The sequence below is a fragment of the Paenibacillus ferrarius genome, assembly GCF_002027705.1.
Taxonomy (GTDB): Bacteria; Bacillota; Bacilli; order Paenibacillales; family NBRC-103111; genus Paenibacillus_E; species Paenibacillus_E ferrarius.
On record NZ_MBTG01000026.1, the window covers coordinates 64,306 to 85,924 of the forward strand.

Sequence of the window (21,619 nt, forward strand, 5' to 3'; positions counted from 1 at the left end):
CAAGGGTTTTTAGTTTTCGTCAGGTTGCATCAGGTTTGATTACTCCTTTATTACAGCACGCAGTCATAAATTTTAGAAGCAAAACTTAAATTCTAATAGCGCACTTCGTATACTTACATAAAAGCTAAAAATAAGTACCCATTTTCAGGGGGGAATGTTTTGGAAGAAATTTACTTGCAATTAACGAAGCCAGAAGTGTTCTTAGTCGCTAAATGCTTAACAGAATTTGTGATTTCAAAAAAATGCTGCATGGGAGCAATCTTAATTTATTAATACAGCATCTTGCTTGTATTGTTCCAAAGTCATGAGCACATGTCGAGGTTTACTGCCCTCATAAGGACCGACGATGCCTTTCTCATGCATTGAATCGATAATACGCGCCGAACGCGTATAGCCGATTCGCATACGCCTTTGGAGGAGCGATACGGAAGCTTGCTTAGATGAAGAATCCTTGCTCAACAAAATATGCGTAGCTGTCCAAAAACGAAGTAGTCATGTATATAAGCGCTTATACCGAAATGTCCTTCAAATAGCAGACCCGATAGCCCGATTTATGCTTCTATATAGTTTATTGCAGCTTGCTCTAGAAGCTGATAATCAAAAAGGAGTGGATGATTTTATTAGAATAACAACTTGGTATAATTCCTCCTTAGATCGTATTACCACTAGAACAGGAGCTAACTTCAAGGAAACTATCTATTCTTGGCTAAGAAATGCAGTTGGGCACACACAGGAGTCTTATATAATTGGGGGAAGAAGTTACAGTTTTGAAGAAATTCTTGAAGAGATCGATAGCTTTGTTGATACACTTTCCTTGATTACCAGACAGGCGATTGAAGCAAACAAAATTTAGCCAACCAGATCTTAGAAATCGGTTATTAATTTGGCAGGTTGCCAACCATACTGGAAACTAACCGTTATCTTATGCCACCTCACCAAACAGTTTCAGCATCACGCGGCGGCGAATTGTGGATTTATACAGCCACGGATCAGAAAGTCGAACCCTTGTCCGAATAAAATCACAACTATTAATCTGGACAGGGGTTCTATACGATCAGATCCCCTATTTCCAATGTAAGAAAGTACGGTCGGTTACGTCTTGGTACGCTTTTGACGGTGCTCTAGCTTTTTGTTAAAGTTTAGGTGTAAGTTTATTGAATAGCTGGGAGGGGGATATTATGTCAGGTGTAAATCTTAACCAAAATCAACAAGAAATGCGTGACGCTGTTGAAAGATGCTTGAAAATGCTGCGTGATGACATAAGGCAAGGGAATAAACTTCCGTACGATAGAAAGATGGAGGTATATGCTGAGATGGCAAAGGCGGCACACGAATTACATATGTCACTAGATCCTAAGCCTAAGCACCATCGATATATGATCGAGAACAGAGGAGTAGAACCGGAGCACCCAGAATTTTATGACCATATCCATCCTGCTGAAGACTTAATAAAGTACCTAGATGACAAACATGCTAACGATGACCCTGAGGATCAGACTCTAGGCCATACTTTTGAATTTCCTGTCTTTTCAAGAAGATGGGGACATAAAGACAGTTATAAAGTTACACGTAATGAACAAGGGTGGTCTTTCAGTTTTCATAAAAATGAACAAGGGGATAAAACAGGTTCCCCAGCTCTATACAGGTTTCTTGACCATGATTCAATTAATTACCCTCAGGAACTTCCGGGATATTTGGAGTGGCTTTGGATTCAAGCTGAAGAGCAGGGCTTAAGTCATGATGAAGTACAAGAATCCATAAATGACCTAGCTGATTGGGTTAGTGCTTGTGAAAGTTCCACTCCTAGAGGTGTTTTTAGGGGGTTCAAATAATATGGCGATTAGGTTAAAGAAAAGGGAAACAAATGTTATTGAAGAGAAGAAAGGGGCCGTAACCTTTCTAGACGTTCTAGGGTGGAAAGGTATCTACGAAAGACGAAGGAGTTACGAGGCGATAAATCTTTTAAGTGGCTTATTCACTTTAATTCTACACGAGTCTAAAAATATTACGGATGCAATAGTTACTACTGATGGAGTTCCAGATGGAATGAAGGGGGCAGAAACAACTGTCCTAAGCATTTCGGATACATTAGCAATTTTCACACCAGGAAACCCTTACCACAGTTTGAAAATTCATGGACTTATTTGCCAATTAGCAATACCCGAGTCCGTTCGCAGAGGCATTCCCTTAAGGGGAGCAACTTCATATGGTCGATTTTCGACTAAAGACAGTATCATGATAGGTCCTGCCGTTGATGAATCAGCCAGTTGGCACGAATCGACGGATTGGATTGGTGTTATTATGACTCCGACTGCAATGTTTGAATTACAAGGAGAGTACCCAGAAGTATGGACTGAATATAGAGATATTCCTTTGAAGAAAAAGGTGAACGGTATTAATCGATGTGTTAATTGGACTTTAGACGGAAATCCGAGTAAAATGTTCGCAGATATGGGACCTCATGTTCCGGAGATCGCTCCCAAATATCTCAATACACTTAGTTTCTTGAATCAATCTAGAACATAACTAGGAAAATTGCAAAGTCTGATTTATGCTGCCTCACCAAACAATCTCAGCATCACGCGGCTGCGAATTGTGGATTTACCAAGCCACGGCTCAGTTACTTAACCCTTGTCTGTATAAAACCACAACTGTAAAAAAGGACAGGGATTCGCCACGCCCCCAGTTCGAATCGTATCTACAAAAAGCGAAAGTACCGTTCAATTGCGTCTTGGTGACGCTTTTGGCGGTACTTTTACTTTTGAAGCAATGTAGGTAGGTTAATCAACAGGCCTGACTTATTAGCAGTTCCTCAACCGAACTCTTATTGAAAATAGAGAGATCGAGCTCTTGACCCTGTCGCAAACGATAAACCCGCCTCTGTTGTGAATCATCTGCTCAATCATTACGTAAAGCCATGAATATAACAATTGTATTGATAATTTCCGTGAAGACTTATACACTACATGTGTGAATGTTATTCACTACATGAGTGAAAGGAGTTTCGGCATGAAAATGGACGACAGCAATTCAATGGAGCTAGTAGGACTTAAAGAAGCTGCAACAAAACTGAAGTTGTCACCAACCGCACTTAGTAATCTAAGAAATAGGGATAAATCTTTTCCTCTACCATGTGAAACACCTAAGTCTGGCCCAATATGGAGGGCAGAAGATATCTTCAAGTATGGTTTAAGAACCGGTCGATTGACTGAAGATGAATTTTATATTCCAGCTATGTGGGGGCCTTCAAAAACAATAGCAATTGTAGGCAGAGCAAAGGTAGGGAAAAGCTTCATTGTCTCAATGTTTGCGGATAAAACTATTCATTATCGAAATGCTTTTAGTAGTGGTGGCGGTGATAAAACTGCGTGCTCAGTCAAAAATGTTTTTATCGATACTAATGATGATTTTATGTCGTTTGTTGAGTTCCATTCATCATTTCATACTGATTTTAAGGACGTACATGATTATGAAGATTTGTGTTCAGACGCCGAGTTTATGAATGGAACTCAAGTATCACTTGAAAATACCGAAAAGCTCCCGCGATTTATAGAAAATATTGAACGTCTTGTGAGAAGAATTTTAGAAGCCGAAGAACAATATAAAAAACAATTTCCTGATAAAAAAGCGAAGAAAAGCCAAAATACTATTGAGGTTTATTGTAAGCCTAGCGATTTTTGTAGGACTATTATGCAGCAAGCCAGCCTAAAACGGCTCGAAGTAATTGACACTCCCGGAGTTTCTGGAAACGTTGAGTTTGTTAAAATCTCAAAAGCTGACCTATACGTGTTTTTACTTAACGACGCCAATACAGACGAGGCAAAAACTCTCGAAAAAATCGTTGAGGAAATAAAGCCTTATATTGCAACAAGCAATGCATGTTTTTTATATCGAAGCAGCAGTGGATTTATAACTACAAAAGAAAAATTCGAGAAAGAACAGAAGAAAGTCGAAAAAAACATGCAGCAATTTGAGGATCTCTTTGTGCATTTGCGAGGAAGTATCATCAGTAGGGCTATGGATGTCCTGTATCCTGCTAAAACCTGCATTTGCTTTCCGCCTATGGATCCGGAAGATTTGTCGCCGCCAGAAGAATTGTTCCGTGAAAAGTTTACCGACAAAATAATCCGTGCTTTTAGTGGCGATACGGAAAAACTTCTACGTGAAGAATTCGACAAAGTACTTAATGGAAATCGAGATGAAACGTTTGAATATGTAAAACAAATTCTCGGAAATATTCCTTCACATGATCATTGCGCAAAACCGATCAGTTATTTGCCTAATTTTATTAAGGAAAACCACGATAGAGTAAAATCCAACGATAACCGGAGAATTGTTAACAATGTCGCCGCTGGTTACAGAACTGAAAAACACTTTCTTTACAAATATTTTCAGGATTTCACACAGGAGAAATGCCCGGAAATATGGCAACAGCATACAATTAGATACTTGTACCATATGTTATCTCAGGGTGTGACTCGAGACTGTGGACTTGGTATAGGAATATATCACACTGAAGATAGCCCTGCTCTTACTATGATTGCTGCAGAATCAGTATTAGCAGAACAGGTTTTAAACGAAATATTCAATAATCCTGAAAAATCACGTAGTGGAAACTATCGCAATGCTTTAAGGAACAATGGAATTACAAGCAAAACTTGGGAAAAGGTTTTTTGTTCTGATAACAGTTTAATGACTAAGAAGTTACAGCTTATTGTTAGCTGCCTGAATCATATCCCAACAGTGAGTCTATATGAGCTGGTTTTTTGTCGATACATTGGAGGACTTCGCAAAATAACGGAGTACAGTATTTTGAGAGAATTTTTCCAAACAGATAGTGATTGCGAAAATTTCGTTGCCTCCCTAAATTTTTAAATAACTTATCGGCATTCGTTGAGGCTTGTGCCACAAAGATTCACTCATACCATTAATTTTGTCTTCCTCCTACTTCGTAGGGGGATTTTTATTTTAACCTTACTCCGAATTGGAAAGACATATTGGGAAATGGCTATGTGTCTATCAACAGAGGATTCGGCTCTTTTTCAGTTTACATCAAACTAGTTGCCTTTAGTGGGGTTCAGACCTATGCCACCTTCCCAAACAATCTGAGCATCACGCGGCGGCGAATTGTGGATTTACCAAGCCACGGCTCGGAAATTCAAACCCTTGTCCAAACAAAAACACAACTATTAATGCTGGAAGCGAAAGTATCTTTAGTCATGTCCTAGTGACATTTCTGTCGGTACTTTCGCTTTTTTGTATTGTTGTGAATGCAATTTATCTATCGGAATTTAATGAAGTCAGGATGGGATTGCTCTTCTCACGGTAAAACGAATTAGGCGAATGATAATGATTGCATTACATAATAACATGCATACAAGTAATGGTTGAATTTGGTATAATTCTTTTTAAGGAACTGAATTCTCTTGCTTGAAGAGGTGTGATATGGGGAAAGTTATTAGCGTTATTAATTGGAAGGGTGGAGTTGGTAAAACGACAATTACCCACCATATTGCAGTTGGTCTGCAAAAATTGGAGTACAGTAAAGAACTAGGGCTCGAAAAATACCCAAAAGTATTACTGCTAGATGCAGATGCTCAATGTAATCTATCAATTGCATGTCTAGGTGATAATCAATTCGAAGATTTAACGTATAAGAAAGATACACCTATTCCAACTATAAAAGATATATTTGAAAAATACTTGGATGACGGTACATTTGATATTGAGAATAATATAATATTAAAAGAAAAAGTGCGGAGTCGTGAGCCAAACTATGTTTTTAATCATATTGATTTGGTGCCGTCTCATCCGGATTTAATTTATACGGATATGTTTATTGCTCAGCATAATACTAAGCCTAAGCCTAAGATAAAGCCTAATTTACTCCAAACAGATGTTTATAAATTTCAGATACTCGATGCAATTTTAAAAAGTGTACGTGATAAGTATGATTATATACTTATAGATTGCCCTCCTAATTTAAACTACATAACTCAGAACGCTCTTTATGCTAGTGACTATTATTTAATTCCAACAATTGCTGATAAATTGTCTTCATATGGTATAATGGCAGTGTCAAATGCAGTTAACAATTTAAATAATAATTTCATGGCAGCTTCACAAGATTATAATGAAACTAAACTCTTAGGTATTGTATTAAACAACATACGTGAGTATAGGAAAAAGCCTAAAAAGTCACAGTTCAATATTATGCAATCGCTTCAACAACTTTTTAAAAATGATGTTTTTAGCCAATACTTAACTTATGGTGATGGAATCCCCAGAGCTTCTGCAATGGCATATCCTGTTTTTGCATTAGAAAATAAGTTCGCCAATGCAAAAAGGCAAGGTGATTTCTTGAGGGAAATAAGTATAGAATTTGTAAAAAGGTGTAGGTGAGCCAATGAAAGTAAGAACTCTAATTAATCTATTTTCAGTCGTTTCTGATATCCTTGAAGTATATAAAGATAATACAGTAGATGAAATGTTGAAAGACATTCGTACAAAGGTCACAGGACAGCCTGTCGCTTCGAAGAAGCTCAAGCAAAAGAAATATTTTGATTTAGAGGAGACTTTAGAATATCTAAAAACATCAAATCGAGATGATATTGTTACATATCTGAATGAGTATGAAAAGAAACAGATCGAATCGATTTGTACAGCAACTAATTTGGTCTTCGCACAAAGAGACAATAAAACGTCGCTGATTGATATGTTGGCAAATCACTATAATATGGTGAGTTTAAATAATAAAATGTCAGAGAGATATTCAAACCGATATACTACAGAAGATGCAGCTCAAAGTTCAGATATCTCTAAATGAAGTGTTTCATGCCACCTCTCCAAACATCCTAAGCATCACGCGGCGGCGAATTGTGGATTTACTCAGCCACGGCTCGGAAAATCGAACCCTTGTCCATACAAATCCACAACAAGTAATGCCGGACAAGGGTTCAATATCTTACATTCACAATATTCAAGTCAACTTCAATATAGGGGTTGGCTTTTTTTATTTAACTTTTCGACTGAAGGTGTTCATGAAGATCAACAAGGAATGGATGGCGATACTGTTACTGGTATGGTAGTCGAAGGTTTCTTTCGTTGAGGCTGCTTTTATAAAATTATTGGCCAGATATTATGAACGGGAAAGGTTGGATTGGTAGATGTTATGTTCGGAATATCTGAAATAAAACGGGCGGGAAACACGAGCCTGAAATGGAATAAATAATTTCAATAAGGGGATATTTTATTTCAAAATGGAAATCATAATTCATAAGTAATCAATTTAATTATAGGAGTTGGGTAGATTGTCAAAAGAAAGTAAGCAAATTCGCAAAGAAAATCAGATTGATGCTCGTACTACAAAGAACGAAAATAAAATTAATACTCTTGAAAATGAATTTCGTAAATTAAAGAAGGACTATGACGTACATATTTTGCGTCATATTAAAGATGACCTCCAGCAAGAAAGGTTTCCTGGGTCTGGAAAACCACTATATACTTATGACGAGATCGCTGAACGTCATAATTCTTCTGCTTCAACTATTAACAGAATTGCCGGTGAACATGGATTACTAAGAAGAGGTAATAAATCTTTATCCTGAAAATAACAAAAATTAATAATACAATGGCCCAATTCAAGCTACCTCCCCAAATAATCTAAGCATCACGCGGCGGCGAATTGTGGATTTACCAAGCCACGGCTCACCTCCATACAACAAATCCACAACGGGGACCTTAAGGATAACTTCTACATGCTTTTCGTAGACGATTACCTTTTCCACATAGCTGGCGATGAACTTCTTGATCTCAGGAATGTCTCGCTTTGCGACGTGGACCTCGAACTGAGAAAGCAGTTGTCGCAGAGAGTCCTCTGTGATGGCTGCTTTTTCTGTTATTGATTCGGTTTCAACTGGCGATGGCGTTAATGATGTTCGTGATTTGGCGTTCAAAGACTTCGAGACTCTTGGCTAGGCGCTCTCTCTCGCCTTTTTAACGTATTTCAGTTTGTTTCGCCCGCTGAATTTCGTATTTCTCATCATAGCGTACTGGGTGCCAACGTTTTTGAGGCATTCTCCGCATACTATTAAGCCGCTAAGCATGTAAACTTCCTTGGCTTTATCTGCTCCAGGTTGCTGCTTATTTATCGGCTAATTTTCGAGTACATGTTTATGGGCGGGGGACTATACGGGTTTTGACAGCTAGCAGACCTAAGGTTAGCGGCTCCTCTGCAAAAGGAAACGCCTTATCGTCCGCCCGTCGGTTCCCTCACATTCTACTGGAATGCGTCTGCTGCGCTTACATTCATTTTTGGGCCCAATAGAGTATTAGCCTTTCAGCGTGTATGCATCCTTTCTGCCGGATGGGAATAGTCCAAGGAGAGAATTTCCTTGAGTGAGACCTATCTTGAAATCATTAGAATCAGATATAATGATGAAAAGATGTTCACAGTTAGATTCGAGGTGCCGATCCATGATTCTGAGTACCAAACTCCATATCCCGCAAACGCGACGCGATGACCTTGTTGAGCGAACGGCGATCACCGAGCTATTAAATAAAGGATTAAAGAGCAAACTTACATCCGTAACGGCTCCCGGGGGGTACGGAAAAACAACAGCTTTGAGTCAGTGGCTGCAGCAGTTCGCCATACCTGCCGTATGGATTTCCTTGGGCCCTCAAGATAATGATTTGATTGAGTTTTGGAGCTATACAATCGCTGCAGTCAATAGTAAGAACCCCAAATTTGCGGAAAGGGTCACCCCGTATTTGCCATCCCTAAAGTCTGGTGCGTTTGAGTCATTCATCTCAGCCATGATATGCGAGCTTGAGAGCTTCTCGGATGAATTGGTCATGGTTTGGGACGATTATCACACGATCGATCTTGCCCCCATTCACGCTTCTGTGGCTTATTTTCTTGGCTTTTTGCCCGCTCACATCCACCTCTATGTAACAAGCCGGGCTGAAATGCCCTTTCCTACGGCAAGGCTGCAGACGACTGGCCAAATGGTGAAGATCACGATTCAGGAGCTGCGATTTCAACTTGCAGAGGGAATTCGTTACTTTCAGGATTGCATGGGATTGTCACTTTCGGGGGAAAAGGTAGCTGTGTTGCTCGACCGCACGGAGGGATGGATCAGCGGACTGTATCTTGCGGCCATTTCGCTGCAAAGAAGTGGCAATTATTCGGATTTTATCCGTGCCTTTAGCGGGGAACACCGTAACATATCCGATTATCTGTTTCAGGAGGTTTTTAGTCTCCAGCTAAGCGAGATTCAGTCCTTTCTATTGAAGACTTCGATTGTAGACAGGATAAACGGCCCGTTGTGCGAGGCGATTACGGGGCAAGTGAATTGTCAGGAGCTGCTGGAAATGCTGGAACAGCATAATTTGTTCATTGTTTCTTTGGATGATCAGCGGAAATGGTATCGCTATCATCATTTGTTTTCCGAGTTTTTACGGAGGCTTTTCCGGCAGAGGTATGCCGGACAATCGAAGGAGTTGCATGTCAAGGCAGCCCATTGGTTGGAGGAGCACGGATTTCTGGAGGAAGCGGTAGAGCAACTGTTTGTGGACGGGCATCATCAAGAAGCAAGCACTTTGATCGAAAAGCATCTGCAAAATCTTCATGCGAAGAGAGGGGTGCTTTATCGATGGTTGTGCGATCTACCAGAAACCTGTTTTACTGGAAAGCCGGGAATTCAGTTTCTTTATGTCAAAGTGATGGTGGAAACCAATGAAATGGAGTTAGCACAAGCCAGACTTCGCCTAATGGAGGACAAGCTATCGGATCCGGAATGGAAACCTTACGCAGGAACCGTTCATTTTTTGTCCGCAGCTGTTTCTTTTTACCGAAGAGACTTCAGGCGGGCGAATGAATATTTTGAGATGTTTGATCGGCATACGCCGGGGGGCAGCTACATCCAGATGATTGAAGCGAACTCGTATTCGATGTATTTCGACACATTATTGAGCTTTTTCCATGATTTGCATGATGCGGAGAGATTCTTTTATAAATGGATCAAAGTATGGGAGGATAGAGACAATTACCCCTATGTCGGTTTTTTCTACAATACGTACAGTTTGCTGTTATATGAATGGAACCGCTTGGAAGAAGCTGCAGCTTATGCGGAGAGGGTACTGAGGTCAACGTGCATGCAGCCCTATGCTCTTATTCTGTTAAGTGCTACTATCAATGCTGCGCGGATCTATCAGGCCAAAGGAGATTCGGCCAAAGCGTTTGAATTGCTTGAGTGGGTTAAACCTAATATCGATTCAGTGGACAAAAGAATGTTTATGAGGAGGATAGAGGCGGAGAAGGCAAATTTGTCGCTTGCGAACGGTTCTTTCGATGAGCATTGGCTGCAAGCATGCGGCATTAAGCATAGTGATAGGATCCCGCTCGGTCCGATCAAAGAATATCTTTATTTGGCAAGTGCCCTTATGGAACACCGGGAAGTTGATGAAGCTTTGCAACTGCTAGAACAATTGTACCGGCTTGTCGATAAGGCTGATCGGACCTGGGATAAGGTTAAGGTGACCATCCTGCAAAGCATGGCTTTTTATCGAAAAGGAGATATGACGAACGCTGTAATGAAGCTGGAGGCGGCACTCCAATTGGCGGAACCGGGGAAATACATCCGCAGTTTCGTGGATGAAGGGGCCAAGATGGCTGAGCTGTTACGTGAATATATCCGGCAAAGGCAGATCAACGCTAACCGTAAGTCTGCGAGCGTGCTATACGCCAGGGAATTGCTTCTGCTGATGTCGGATCATATGAATGAGACTGCAAGCTCGGGAGCCCTTATCACCAAACAGGAATTAAAAATATTACGGATGATTGACATGGGGCTGTCGAATAAACAGATTGCCGAACAACTCCAGATCACAGCCGAAACGGTCAAGAGCCATCTGAAGAGTATGTATAGAAAACTTCATGTGAACAGCAGAGAACAGGCACTGGAGCAAGGAAAAGAATTCCAATGGTTGTAGCGAGCTATTTATCGCAATTGAAGAAAATCATGATTATACAATAAATATTGGCATAATGTATATCCCCCATTATTTGGACGTCCCTCCCTATAGATGGGGGATTTTTTTTTTGTTGAAATCGTCTTATATTAGGACGAAAGTGGCAATGATCGACAAATGCAGCGAGAAAATACCGTTATTTGTCGTCTGTAGTAATCTTGTATCGCTACATCGCCGATTGCAATCATAATGATAAATGAAGAGGTGTATACGAATTTATGAAGCTATCTACATCAGGACTTAAGATGTGGTTTTCCCGACCTGGGAGGATCGTTCTGGCATGTCTACTCGCCTTAATGCTCATCCCATTCATGGGGGCAGGCAAGGCAGCCCATGCGACTTCGCCGACTTGGGCAGCGGTGGGACAAACTGTGCAACCGTCCAACGTGCAAACTTTTCTTAAAGTGGGCAGCACGTTGTATGCAGGGACGGGGAACTTCGGCAATGACGTATGGTCGAACACTAATGGCACTTGGACGCAGATGGAAGGCTCGCCGAGTTATGTGAGGACCTTGCTCGTTGATGCAAATGGCACGTTGTATGCGGGGGTTTGGGGTGACGGCAACAACGTATGGACGTATACGACTAGTGACGGTTGGAAGCAGATGCCCGGCTCGCCGAGCAATGTGTATTCCTTGATCATCGATGTAAACGGTGCGATTTATGCAGGGGCTTCGAATGGCTCTAGCAACGACGTATGGACGTACACGGCTGTTGGCGGTTGGACGAAGATGATGGGTTCGCCGGGCGATGCACAAGCCTTGACTTATATAAATGGCACGCTATATGCAGGCACTGGAAGCAACGGCGTATGGGCGAACAGTAACGGTAGCTGGACACAGATAAGCAGCGGCGTTAGCAATCCCAAATATGTAGCTTCGTTGGTTAGTGTAAACGGCATGCTGTATGCGGCGGGGACTCTAAACGGAGACAACCGCAGCGTTTGGACGTACAATAACAGCAACAGTACATGGACGCTAATAAACGGTGCGCCGGCCAGAGTGAAAACCTTGCGCTACGTGAGCGGCACGCTGTATGCGGGGACTGCCTCCGGTTCCGGTTCCGACGACGTATGGACGTACACGACTGGCGGCGGTTGGGTGAAGATGACCGGCGCACCGGGCAGTGTATATGCCTTGCTCGATGACAACGGAACGTTGTATGCAGGGACTCAGACCGGAAACAAAGACGTTTGGACGTACAGTAACGGCACGTGGACACAGATGGGCGTTTTGCCAGGCAGAACTAACATCTTGCTCAGTGTCAATGGCACGCTGTATGCAGGGACAGATGACAACACTAACGCCGTATGGGCGTACACGGCCAGTGGCGGATGGACACAGATGAGCGGCTCGCCGGGCTATGTGTATGCCTTGATCAATGTAAACGGCAAGCTGTATGCGGGGACTAGTAATGACGACAATGACAATGACGTATGGACTTATGATACAACTGCGCCTACGCCCGCATGGACGCAGATGACGAGCAGCCATGCGCCGAGTAATGTGTATGTCTTGCTCAATGTAGGCGGTACGCTATATGCGGGGACGAATAACGGTGACCATGACATATGGACCTATGATACTGCCGCGACTACGCCCGAATGGACGCAGATGATGGCAAGCAATATGCCAAGTTATGTGAATGCCTTGATCAATGTGAATGGTACGTTATATGCGGGAACAGGAATGAACGACGTATGGACGTATGACATGAACGCGACTACGCCCGAATGGACGCAGATGACGATGAGCAATGTGCCGATTAGTGTGCATGCCTTGCTCAATGTCGATGGAACGCTGTATGCGGGGACTTTTAATGGTAGCAATGACGTATGGACCTACGATTCGAACGCAACTCCACCCATATGGACGCAGATGACGACCAGCAATACGCCGGGTAGTGTGAACGCCTTGCTGAATGTGAACGGTTCGCTGTATGCAGGGACTGATAACGATAATAATGACATATGGTCGTACAGCAACGGTACATGGGAACAGGTAAGTGGTTCGCCGAATCAAATAAATTCCCTCCTATGGGCAAATGGCAACCTATATGCAGGGGGAAACAACGGTGTAGAGCAACTGATTGCTCCCGGAGCACCTGAGAATCTGCAGGCTAGCAGCACCACGACTACATCGACTACGCTATCATGGGATGCCGTAGCAGGAGCGAAAGGCTATTACCTTTACAAAGATGGAGGCAATACGCCGATTATCACTGTGACCAGCGCCACCTACATGGTGAGCAGGCTGGCACCGAACAGCTCTTATACGTTTGCGGTGAGCGCATTCAATGCGGCGGGTGAATCGGCGAAGAGCGGGGCGATCCCTGTTCAGACACTGAGCACAGCCGCAACGTTGACTTCGACGATAGGAACGGTAAGCAGTGGCAGTACCGCGAATGAAAGCATCACGAACATTCCATACGGCACGACGTTAGCTGACCTCAAGGCAGCGATCACGCCAGCAGCGAATGCAACGTTTGAAGTCTATGATGCAGACGGAACAACGGTAGCGACTGCTTTGGCAACGGGCAAGAAGATCATTGTTACTTCGCAGGATGGAACTACGAAGGTCACGTATACGGTAACAGTGCGCGTAAGCACAGCCGCAACGTTGACCTCGACGATAGGAACGATAAGCAGTGGCAGTACCGCGAATGAAAGCATCACGAACATTCCGTACGGAACTACCTTAACAGCATTCAAGGCAGCGATCACGCCAGCAGCGAATGCAACGTTTGAAGTCTATGATGCAGACGGAACAACGGTAGCGACTGCTTTGGCAACGGGCAAGAAGATCATTGTTACTTCGCAGGATGGAACTACGAAGGTCACGTATACGGTAACAGTGCGCGTAAGCACAGCCGCAACGTTGACCTCGACGATAGGAACGGTAAGCACAGGCGGAACCGCGAATGAAAGCATCACGAACATTCCGTACGGAACTACCTTAACGGCATTCAAGGCAGCGATCACGCCAGCAGCGAATGCAACGTTTGAGGTGTACGATGCAGACGGAACAACCGTAGCTACAGCTTTGGCAACCGGCGAGAAGGTAATTGTTACCGCGCAGGATGGGACCACGAAGGTCACGTATACGGTAGCGGTTATCCCGGCGTATACGGTGATGTATAACGGCAACGGCGCTACATCTGGCAACGCGCCGACCGATAGTGGCTCGTATGCGCAGGGCGCCACAATTTCAGTGTATGGAAACACGGGAAATCTGGTGAAGACCGGCTACACGCTCGCGGGTTGGAACACGCAAGCGGATGGCAACGGAACGACTTATGCCGCTGGCGCTACGTTCAGCATGGAAACGACGAACGTGACGCTGTACGCGAAGTGGACGGCGAATCCGACGGCGAATCCTACCTACACCGTAACCTATAACGGTAATGGCAACTCCGGAGGCAGCGCACCGACCGACAGCGACTCGTATGCGCAGGGCGTCACAATTTCGGTGTATGGAAACACGGGAAATCTGGTGAAGACCGGCTACACGTTCGTGGGTTGGAACACGCAAGCAGATGGCAACGGAACGACTTATACCACAGGTACTACGTTCAGTATGGCAACGGCTAATGTGACGCTGTACGCGAAGTGGACGGCGAATCCGACGGCGAATCCTACCTACACCGTAACCTATAACGGTAATGGCAACTCCGGAGGCAGCGCACCGACCGACAGCGACTCGTATGCGCAGGGCGTCACAATTTCGGTGTATGGAAACACGGGAAATCTGGTGAAGACCGGCTACACGTTCGTGGGTTGGAACACGCAAGCAGATGGCAACGGAACGACTTATACCACAGGTACTACGTTCAGTATGGCAACGGCTAATGTGACGCTGTACGCGAAGTGGACGGCGAATCCGACGGCGAATCCTACCTACACCGTAACCTATAACGGTAATGGCAACTCCGGAGGCAGCGCACCGACCGACAGCAGCTCGTATGCGCAGAGCGTCACGGTGTCGGTGTACGACAACACGGGAAATCTGGTAAAGACCGACTATACGTTCTCGGGTTGGAACACAGCTGAGGACGGAAGCGGAACGAATTATAACGCAGGCACTACGTTCGGCATGGGAACGACGAATGTGACACTGTACGCGAAGTGGACGGCCAACAACACGGGCAGCACTTCAAGCGGCGGCGGTGGAAGTTCATCATCAACGTCCACAAGCAATATAGTTACCTCGACCGACGGTACACTGACGCTCCCCGTCGGCAAAATGGGTGAGGTTAGCTTGGGTGATGCGGTCAACATCTCGATTCCTGCCGATGCTTCCGGCAAAGAGCTGAAATTAACGATTGAAAAAGTGGCGGACACTCAAAAGTTGCTCACGAAAAACGATGTTCTGGCCAGCCCGGTATTCGAAATTCTGAAGAATTTCCCGGAGAACTTCAGCAAGGAGATCACGCTGACCTTCACCTTCGATCCGAAAAGCATGAAGAAAGGTCAACAGCCTTCCGTATTCTACTATGACGAAGCGAAGAAGGTATGGGTGAAAGTCGGTGGCAAGGTAAACGGCAATACTATCACCGTAAAAGTTAATCACTTCACGAAGTATGCGGTATTCGGCGAAGGGCAAGATTCAGATTCGACGGCAGACACGAAGCAGGCGGTCAACTTCAGCGATATCTCTGGACACTGGGCGGGAGCTATTATCAAGCAAGCGGTAAGCGCCGGAATCGTCAGCGGCTATCCGGACGGCATGTTCAAGCCGGATCATACCGTAACGCGCGCGGAATTTGCGGTCATGCTAATGAACGCGCTCAAACCGCAAGGGGACGGCTCGGCACTATCTTTCACCGATAAGGCGAAGATCGGCGCTTGGGCGCAGAAGTCGGTCGCACAAGCGGTGTATGCAGGTATCATTACAGGCTACGAGGACAGCACTTTCCGTCCGGATGCCGAAATCACTCGCCCGGAGATGGCAGTGATGATCGCCAAGGCGCTGGGACAGTCAGTTGAAGCTACAATGGCAACAGGTTTCGCGGATGACAAGGACATTCCGGGCTGGGCGAAAGGCGCAGTGGCGGCCATGAAGAAGCTTGGCATTATCGAGGGCAAAGGCGCGGACGAATTTGCTCCTGTGAATAAGACAACGAGAGCAGAGGCAGTAACGGTGTTATTGAAGATGCTGGCGCAAAAGAGCAAGTAAATGAACCTCTTGCAAGACTGCTTTGAAGTCAAATTCAAAGCAGCCTTGTTTGTGAATAAAAGGTTCAAACGGTTTGGACAACATGCATATCAACATCGAAAAGGTGCGTTTCGGCACCGGATTAGTAAGAGTGGGATGCGGCTGCCAATCCTGCAGAAAGGGATTCCCTGTTACGGTCAGAAACATTGGAGGTGGAATCGTGTTGTGAGTCATGATCGTGGATGATCGAGACGGTTGAGTCTACGTCACTTCACCGAACAACCTGATCAAGCGGCGACGAATTGTGGATTTACCCATCAACGGCTCACCTCCTAACAAAAGAAAGAAGCGCCCTTTGTGGGTGCTTTTTTCTTTTGTTCTATAAGGAGGAGAACCCCTACAGGGTTCGTCCGCGCGGACCGGAGCGTTAGCGGAGGGAGCACGGCATTGAAATGTACCGCTAGGGTAATCATCGGTGAGTGAGCTTCGTTAGTAAGTTAGATGGACATTTCAATATTCCTTCCGGCTGTATATATCTAAAGCGACCGAGCTGGCCGAGCCCAGGGATCCGGTCATGTTTTAAAGGAATCAGGCCGATGAAAGTTATGGATCTGCGGCCGCGATTGGCCGAAACCGGGAAGGATGTTAGGAGTCTGCTGAGAACCTACTCTTTATTTTTACTTCATAATGTCCATGATATAATAGTTTAAAAATCCAATATTGATTTTCTGGAGGTAACAATGAAAGTCAGCAGAAACGATCCATGCCCTTGCGGCAGCGGAGCCAAATATAAGAAGTGTTGCATCCCGAAATATGACCAGCCGATTCCCCAAAAGGTTAAAGCCCTTTGGGATTTCGAGAGTTTTGCCGAACGTACTTGGAACGTGGAGAAGTTGGAGGCGATGAGTGAAGCTGAGATTTTGGGCAAGTTGAATGAATTGGGCATCAGAACGAATAGAACTCAATTTGCCAAACAGGCTGCAGGGCATATCAGCGCTGACGAAATTAGTGAAAAGTGGATAAGCCAGTTATCACCGTCAATCGATGATTTTGATGAAGACTTTCCTTTGTTGGCTGCAGAAGAGCTCTGGAAGAGGTGGCTTCCGGATCAATTCTCCTTATACCACTTAGAGGATATGCTTGAAGATTATTTGGACAATGATCCTGATGAAAGAATACTGGAACGATTTTGGGGAATATGGGCGGCGCTTAGAGATCATATTCTTCTTCCCTATAAGTGTCGCTCATTAGAACAGTTTATGGAAAGATTCGACTTCCCATATGAAATGAATGCTGTTTTCTTCGATACGGAACCCGACATGATAAAAGAGTGCTGGAATCGGCAGGAGGAGTACCCAGAAAGCTGGGACCGTTTAATTCTATTATATTGGGATATGCTGAAGCATTTGACGGACATGAGTAAGGATAATAAATTGAATGTGCACCGCTCGTATGCGGAAGCACACTTCTATAAAGGCGATATAAACACAGGCAATGCGCTCTTTAAGCAGCTGACTGACGAGCACCCCGAATGGGCCTGGGGATATGTCGGATGGGGGGATATGTATAATCCAAGGCGTAGCTTTACGTCAGCAAGCGATAAGGGTGAAGCGCTGCGCTTGTACCGTCTAGGGTTAGAGAAGGCTTCGTCAGACAAAGACATTTTGGAAGAACGGATAAAGGAACTGATGATTCAATGAAACGAGGAAATCTGCCATTGTCGGAACTCGAATCGCGGGCGATTCTGAGGGCTGCCGACGATATCATCGCCGAAGGCGGACGAACGTTGCTCTCTAAAATTTTGAAGGGCTCGAAAGAAAAGAAATTGTTGGAGCTGGGATTAGATCGAAATCCTTCGTACGGTTTCTACAGGGACCTTTCCTTGGAGCAGATCATGGTTAAAGTGGATCAGATGATTCACACCGGATTTCTGGAAGTCGAGACGCGCGGTAAGCTGCCCATGATCGTATTCTCTTCGCGCGGCTGGGCAGTTGAAAGAGAACGGCGTGCCGAAGAATTTCTGCAGGAATGGGATCGATGGATAGAGAACAACATTACTCCGATCAGCATGGAATATTTGAAAGAACGTAACAGGGGATTGGTTTTCTTATTCCTGTACAAAATTTTATGCTCCGGGAACCAGAAGTACATACCTTATTTGACTCAATGGGAAAATATCGATTTCAAGAAAGTTCAGGCTGAGATTCGGAAGGTAATCGAAGTGTTGAAGCAGCTTGATGGATTGGACAATACGGAATGGGAGCGGTTAAAACGGGAACGGGCTACATCATTGCTTATCCGCACGAGCGATCCGATTATCATGGCATGTCAGCAATGTGGGGCTCCTTTCATATTCGATGAAACGAACCCTGATTATTACATGAGTGAAGGTTTACGGTTTCCAGAAAGCTGTTTGAACTGCTTGGAAAAAGTCTAACTGCATCAATAGCATCTCGCGATGGCGAAATGTGGAAAACAAAATAAAAATGAGCCAAGCCATTTTTGTAGCGATGGTTTAGGCTCATTTTTATTTATATTAACTTAGAGAGTAGGGAGAATGGCAACTAACGAAGAGAGATCCGTTAACCTTGAATAGCACAAAATAAATTTCCTCACAGTTCTCCACGTTCATCCAAGCATTTCTTTTCAGGCTAACATCCTATGTATACGAGAACATGGTCTACAGCAGCTGTTTTGCTTCGGTAAAAGCAAAAAATGTGGATAGGGATGTGGAAGGATTGAACGTAAAAAATCCAAGGCGTAAATTGAAAGTCAGTATTAATGTGCTGCGAAGGCTGAAGAAGAATAAGAAGAAATGCAAAATTCTAGGATTAATAATCGATAAACGATACGCTCCTCGAATAATGAGACGTGGGAAGGAACCGGAACTAACGGGACGTATTGTTGTGCCAGGGAATTCCCAATACAACTCGGCTCGTCGTGAGTTCAACACCTACTTTAACAAATTTCCGCGAGTGATCGTATTTGCTCAGAAGACTCAAGATGTAATCAATGCCCTTCGTTGGGCTCGCTATAATAACGTACCGATCCGTATGCGCTCTGGCCGTCACAGTTACGAGGGCTTATCTGTTGTTGACGGAGGAATTGTAATTGACGTGAGCGATATGCACGATGTGGATGTGAACCGCAAGCGTGGCATTGCCACGGTGCAGGCGGGCATTAGGGGTGGGACCTTGAACTCAGCACTTTGGAACGAAAGGTTAGTAGTGCCCGTAGGACTTTGTCCAACGACAGGTATTGCTGGAGTTACTCTTGGAGGCGGTCACAGTATTCTGTCTCGTCCCTATGGTCTAACGCTCGACCATTTGGTCGATATCGAAATGGTTAACGCTGAGGGACGTTTGATTCGCGCCAGTGCCAACAAGAACCCTGACCTCTTCTGGGCATTACGTGGTGGCGGTGGTGGAAACTTCGGAATCTGCACAAACTTCCGCTTCCGTACTCACCCCATTGAAACAGTTGGTTTTGCCGAAATCGGGTGGGACCTTCGTGATTTGGAAGCAGTCCTTCGGACTTGGCAGGGCTATACGGTTCCAGGAGCTAACGAGCGGCTCACCGTTACACTTGGGATTGCAAATGGACGGCAATCCTCACAATCAAGATCTTCAAACAAGCAGTCTTCAGATTCTCAAATATTGATGCAGGGCGTCTTCCTCGGATCTGCTAAAGAGCTGCGACAATTACTCCAGCCATTACTTCGGTCCGGGTCGCCACGGAAGGTAGTTATTGAGGAGATACCTTGGATTGAGTCCGTTGGACGAGTAGCGAAGACTACGCCAACAACTCCTTTTCCTTTTAAAAGTGTTGGACCCTACGTCTATCACCGGCTGCCCGAGGCTGCCATTGCGACAATACGACGTTACATTGAATCACCGCCTACTTCTGGGGTCTCCATTTTATTTCACGGCTTAGGCGGTGCGGTTGCTAAGGTACCGAATCGCGCTACAGCTTACAACTATCGCCGGGCTTTGTATAATATGACTCCGACTGCAACCTGGAACACACAAGCGGAGTCGAGACGGGGAATCGGTTGGGTAGAGAACTTCCGTATGGCGATGCTCCCTTATACCCGCGGTGTCTATGTTAATACACCAGACCTCCAAATTAAAAACTGGCAGCAGGCTTACTACGGTAGTAATTTCGCCAGACTGACACGAGTAAAGGCGCATTACGACCCTAAGAACATCTTCCATTTTCCACAGAGCATCCCACCGGCACGCAGGTAATAGTCATCGGTGAATTGGCTGCGTCAGCAGGTTAAATGAGACACTTCAGCAGCCATCGCAGAGATTCCTCTACGATGGCTGCTTTTTTTGTTATTGCCTCGGCCTCAAGCGGTTTTAAGGCGCTCGATGCCCTTATTGCACCACATGAATTCGTCCAAAATGTCACCAAAATACAAATTCAGGTCACGTAAGAGGTGTGTGGAGCTGTGTGCGGCGCTCTATAATAAAGACAAATCATACGAGGAAGGAGCGTGACCAATCGCGATGTTGCATTCGTGGAAGTTTTTTCGAAAATATAAGGTGCTATTGCTAATGATGATGCCGGGGTTCCTCTACTTGCTGCTGAATAATTATTTGCCCATGTTCGGCATTGTAATAGCTTTTAAAAATATCAACTATGTCAAAGGAATATGGGGCAGCGATTGGGTGGGCTTCAAAAACTTCGAGTTTCTGTTCCAAACCAGGGACGCTTACATCATTACGAGAAATACGCTTCTTTATAATTTTTCCTTTATCCTAATCAATATGGTCTGCGCGGTGACGATTGCCATACTGCTGAATGAGATCCGCAGCCGGCTGGCAGCCCGATTTTATCAAAGCTTTGTTTTACTGCCTCATCTATTCTCAGCTATCATCATCAGCTATCTTGCTTTCGCTTTCCTCAGTGCGGACTACGGGTATTTGAATCATAAGGTGCTTCCCTTTTTCGGTCTGGATCCGCTGAACTGGTACAATGAGCCGAAGGTTTGGCCATATATTCTTGCGATTGTCAATACCTGGAAAAGTGCTGGATATTTAAGCATCATCTATCTGGCTGCGATTGTGGGTCTCGAAAAAGAATATTATGAAGCAGCCGTTATTGACGGGGCGAATAAATGGCATCAGTTTACGAGGATTACTATTCCTCTGATTGCTCCGGTAATCATCATTATGACGCTCTTGCAGGTCGGCCGAATTTTTAATTCGGATTTTGGATTGTTCTACCAGGTTACAATGAATTCTGGATCCATTCTGGAGACCACCAACGTAATCGATACCTATGTATATCGCGCTCTTATGAATATGGGGGACATCGGGATGTCGTCTGCGGCAGGCTTGTTCCAATCTGTAGTCGGATTCGTACTGGTTTTTACCGTAAACTTCCTTGTTCGCAAAATCAGTAAAGAAAATGCTTTGTTTTGATAGGAG

At 44.6% G+C, this 21,619-nt stretch carries 16 protein-coding genes and 1 pseudogene; 15 read left to right on the forward strand and 2 right to left on the reverse strand.

The window, feature by feature from the left end; all coding sequences use genetic code 11:
- Window positions 1-261: 261 nt before the first annotated feature.
- Window positions 262-441, reverse strand: a pseudogene (locus BC351_RS25745) (DNA translocase FtsK); the annotation flags it as partial.
- Between the two features lie 10 nt (window positions 442-451).
- On the opposite strand from BC351_RS25745, the gene mauJ reads away from it, so the two are divergent.
- The 8 genes from mauJ to BC351_RS42425 all read left to right on the forward strand — a co-directional run bounded on the left by mauJ (window position 452) and on the right by BC351_RS42425 (window position 7,607).
- Entirely contained in the window at window positions 452-853 is a 402-nt protein-coding gene (gene mauJ / locus BC351_RS25750) for a methylamine utilization protein MauJ (RefSeq protein ID WP_079416400.1), read from the forward strand.
- A 325-nt stretch (window positions 854-1,178) separates the two neighbouring features.
- Window positions 1,179-1,832, forward strand: coding sequence for a hypothetical protein (locus BC351_RS25755; protein ID WP_079416402.1), 654 nt, complete (start codon window positions 1,179-1,181; stop codon window positions 1,830-1,832).
- Window position 1,833: 1 nt separating this feature from the next.
- Window positions 1,834-2,526 (forward strand): hypothetical protein, encoded by a 693-nt coding sequence (locus BC351_RS25760; RefSeq protein ID WP_079416404.1) that lies wholly within the window; start codon window positions 1,834-1,836, stop codon window positions 2,524-2,526.
- A gap of 483 nt (window positions 2,527-3,009) precedes the next feature.
- A complete protein-coding gene (locus tag BC351_RS25765) occupies window positions 3,010-4,875 on the forward strand; it encodes a hypothetical protein (protein WP_079416406.1) in 1,866 nt (621 codons plus the stop codon).
- 137 nt (window positions 4,876-5,012) lie between these two features.
- Window positions 5,013-5,228 carry a hypothetical protein gene (locus tag BC351_RS41755; protein ID WP_144028534.1) on the forward strand — a complete coding sequence of 72 codons (216 nt, stop codon included), beginning with the start codon at window positions 5,013-5,015 and terminating at the stop codon, window positions 5,226-5,228.
- Window positions 5,229-5,445: 217 nt separating this feature from the next.
- A complete protein-coding gene (locus BC351_RS25770) occupies window positions 5,446-6,402 on the forward strand; it encodes a ParA family protein (RefSeq protein WP_144028535.1) in 957 nt (318 codons plus the stop codon).
- A 4-nt stretch (window positions 6,403-6,406) separates the two neighbouring features.
- The gene (locus BC351_RS25775) at window positions 6,407-6,826 is read left to right on the forward strand and encodes a hypothetical protein (protein ID WP_079416410.1); all 420 of its coding nucleotides are present in this window, start codon (window positions 6,407-6,409) and stop codon (window positions 6,824-6,826) included.
- 484 nt (window positions 6,827-7,310) lie between these two features.
- Window positions 7,311-7,607, forward strand: a complete 297-nt coding sequence (locus tag BC351_RS42425) for a hypothetical protein (protein WP_079416412.1) — start codon at window positions 7,311-7,313, stop codon at window positions 7,605-7,607.
- Window positions 7,608-7,640: 33 nt separating this feature from the next.
- Here the strand turns inward: BC351_RS42425 and BC351_RS42980 are convergent, their stop codons facing one another.
- The gene (locus BC351_RS42980; RefSeq protein ID WP_079416414.1) at window positions 7,641-7,955 is read right to left on the reverse strand and encodes a hypothetical protein; all 315 of its coding nucleotides are present in this window, start codon (window positions 7,953-7,955) and stop codon (window positions 7,641-7,643) included.
- 520 nt (window positions 7,956-8,475) lie between these two features.
- Here BC351_RS42980 and BC351_RS25790 point away from each other — a divergent pair.
- The 7 genes from BC351_RS25790 (at window position 8,476) to BC351_RS25820 (ending at window position 21,613) form a co-directional block, all read left to right on the forward strand.
- Window positions 8,476-10,992, forward strand: a complete 2,517-nt coding sequence (locus BC351_RS25790) for a winged helix-turn-helix domain-containing protein (protein WP_158082228.1) — start codon at window positions 8,476-8,478, stop codon at window positions 10,990-10,992.
- Between the two features lie 257 nt (window positions 10,993-11,249).
- A complete protein-coding gene (locus BC351_RS25795) occupies window positions 11,250-16,205 on the forward strand; it encodes an InlB B-repeat-containing protein (protein WP_079416418.1) in 4,956 nt (1,651 codons plus the stop codon).
- 719 nt (window positions 16,206-16,924) lie between these two features.
- On the forward strand, window positions 16,925-17,884 hold the full coding sequence (locus BC351_RS25805; protein WP_079416422.1) for a YecA family protein: 960 nt from the start codon (window positions 16,925-16,927) through the stop codon (window positions 17,882-17,884).
- Window positions 17,881-18,621 carry an RQC domain-containing protein gene (locus BC351_RS25810; RefSeq protein WP_079416424.1) on the forward strand — a complete coding sequence of 247 codons (741 nt, stop codon included), beginning with the start codon at window positions 17,881-17,883 and terminating at the stop codon, window positions 18,619-18,621. Before BC351_RS25805 ends, BC351_RS25810 begins: the two co-directional genes overlap by 4 nt.
- Window positions 18,622-19,048: 427 nt before the next feature.
- Window positions 19,049-20,431 carry an FAD-binding oxidoreductase gene (locus tag BC351_RS25815; RefSeq protein ID WP_079416444.1) on the forward strand — a complete coding sequence of 461 codons (1,383 nt, stop codon included), beginning with the start codon at window positions 19,049-19,051 and terminating at the stop codon, window positions 20,429-20,431.
- 35 nt (window positions 20,432-20,466) lie between these two features.
- Window positions 20,467-20,622, forward strand: a complete 156-nt coding sequence (locus BC351_RS42430) for a hypothetical protein (RefSeq protein ID WP_158082229.1) — start codon at window positions 20,467-20,469, stop codon at window positions 20,620-20,622.
- 121 nt (window positions 20,623-20,743) lie between these two features.
- Window positions 20,744-21,613 (forward strand): ABC transporter permease subunit, encoded by an 870-nt coding sequence (locus BC351_RS25820; protein WP_079416446.1) that lies wholly within the window; start codon window positions 20,744-20,746, stop codon window positions 21,611-21,613.
- Window positions 21,614-21,619 lie beyond the last annotated feature (6 nt).

Excerpts from the sequence above, each read along its gene's own strand:
- BC351_RS25755 (WP_079416402.1), top strand. The coding sequence starts at position 1,179 with ATGTCAGGTGTAAATCTTAACCAAAATCAACAAGAAATGCGTGACGCT.
- BC351_RS25760 (WP_079416404.1), top strand. The coding sequence starts at position 1,834 with ATGGCGATTAGGTTAAAGAAAAGGGAAACAAATGTTATTGAAGAGAAG.
- BC351_RS25765 (WP_079416406.1), top strand. The coding sequence starts at position 3,010 with ATGAAAATGGACGACAGCAATTCAATGGAGCTAGTAGGACTTAAAGAA.
- BC351_RS25770 (WP_144028535.1), top strand. The coding sequence starts at position 5,446 with ATGGGGAAAGTTATTAGCGTTATTAATTGGAAGGGTGGAGTTGGTAAA.
- BC351_RS25775 (WP_079416410.1), top strand. The coding sequence starts at position 6,407 with ATGAAAGTAAGAACTCTAATTAATCTATTTTCAGTCGTTTCTGATATC.
- BC351_RS25790 (WP_158082228.1), top strand. The coding sequence starts at position 8,476 with ATGATTCTGAGTACCAAACTCCATATCCCGCAAACGCGACGCGATGAC.
- BC351_RS25795 (WP_079416418.1), top strand. The coding sequence starts at position 11,250 with ATGAAGCTATCTACATCAGGACTTAAGATGTGGTTTTCCCGACCTGGG.
- BC351_RS25805 (WP_079416422.1), top strand. The coding sequence starts at position 16,925 with ATGAAAGTCAGCAGAAACGATCCATGCCCTTGCGGCAGCGGAGCCAAA.
- BC351_RS25810 (WP_079416424.1), top strand. The coding sequence starts at position 17,881 with ATGAAACGAGGAAATCTGCCATTGTCGGAACTCGAATCGCGGGCGATT.
- BC351_RS25815 (WP_079416444.1), top strand. The coding sequence starts at position 19,049 with ATGAGACGTGGGAAGGAACCGGAACTAACGGGACGTATTGTTGTGCCA.
- BC351_RS42430 (WP_158082229.1), top strand. The coding sequence starts at position 20,467 with ATGAGACACTTCAGCAGCCATCGCAGAGATTCCTCTACGATGGCTGCT.
- BC351_RS25820 (WP_079416446.1), top strand. The coding sequence starts at position 20,744 with ATGATGATGCCGGGGTTCCTCTACTTGCTGCTGAATAATTATTTGCCC.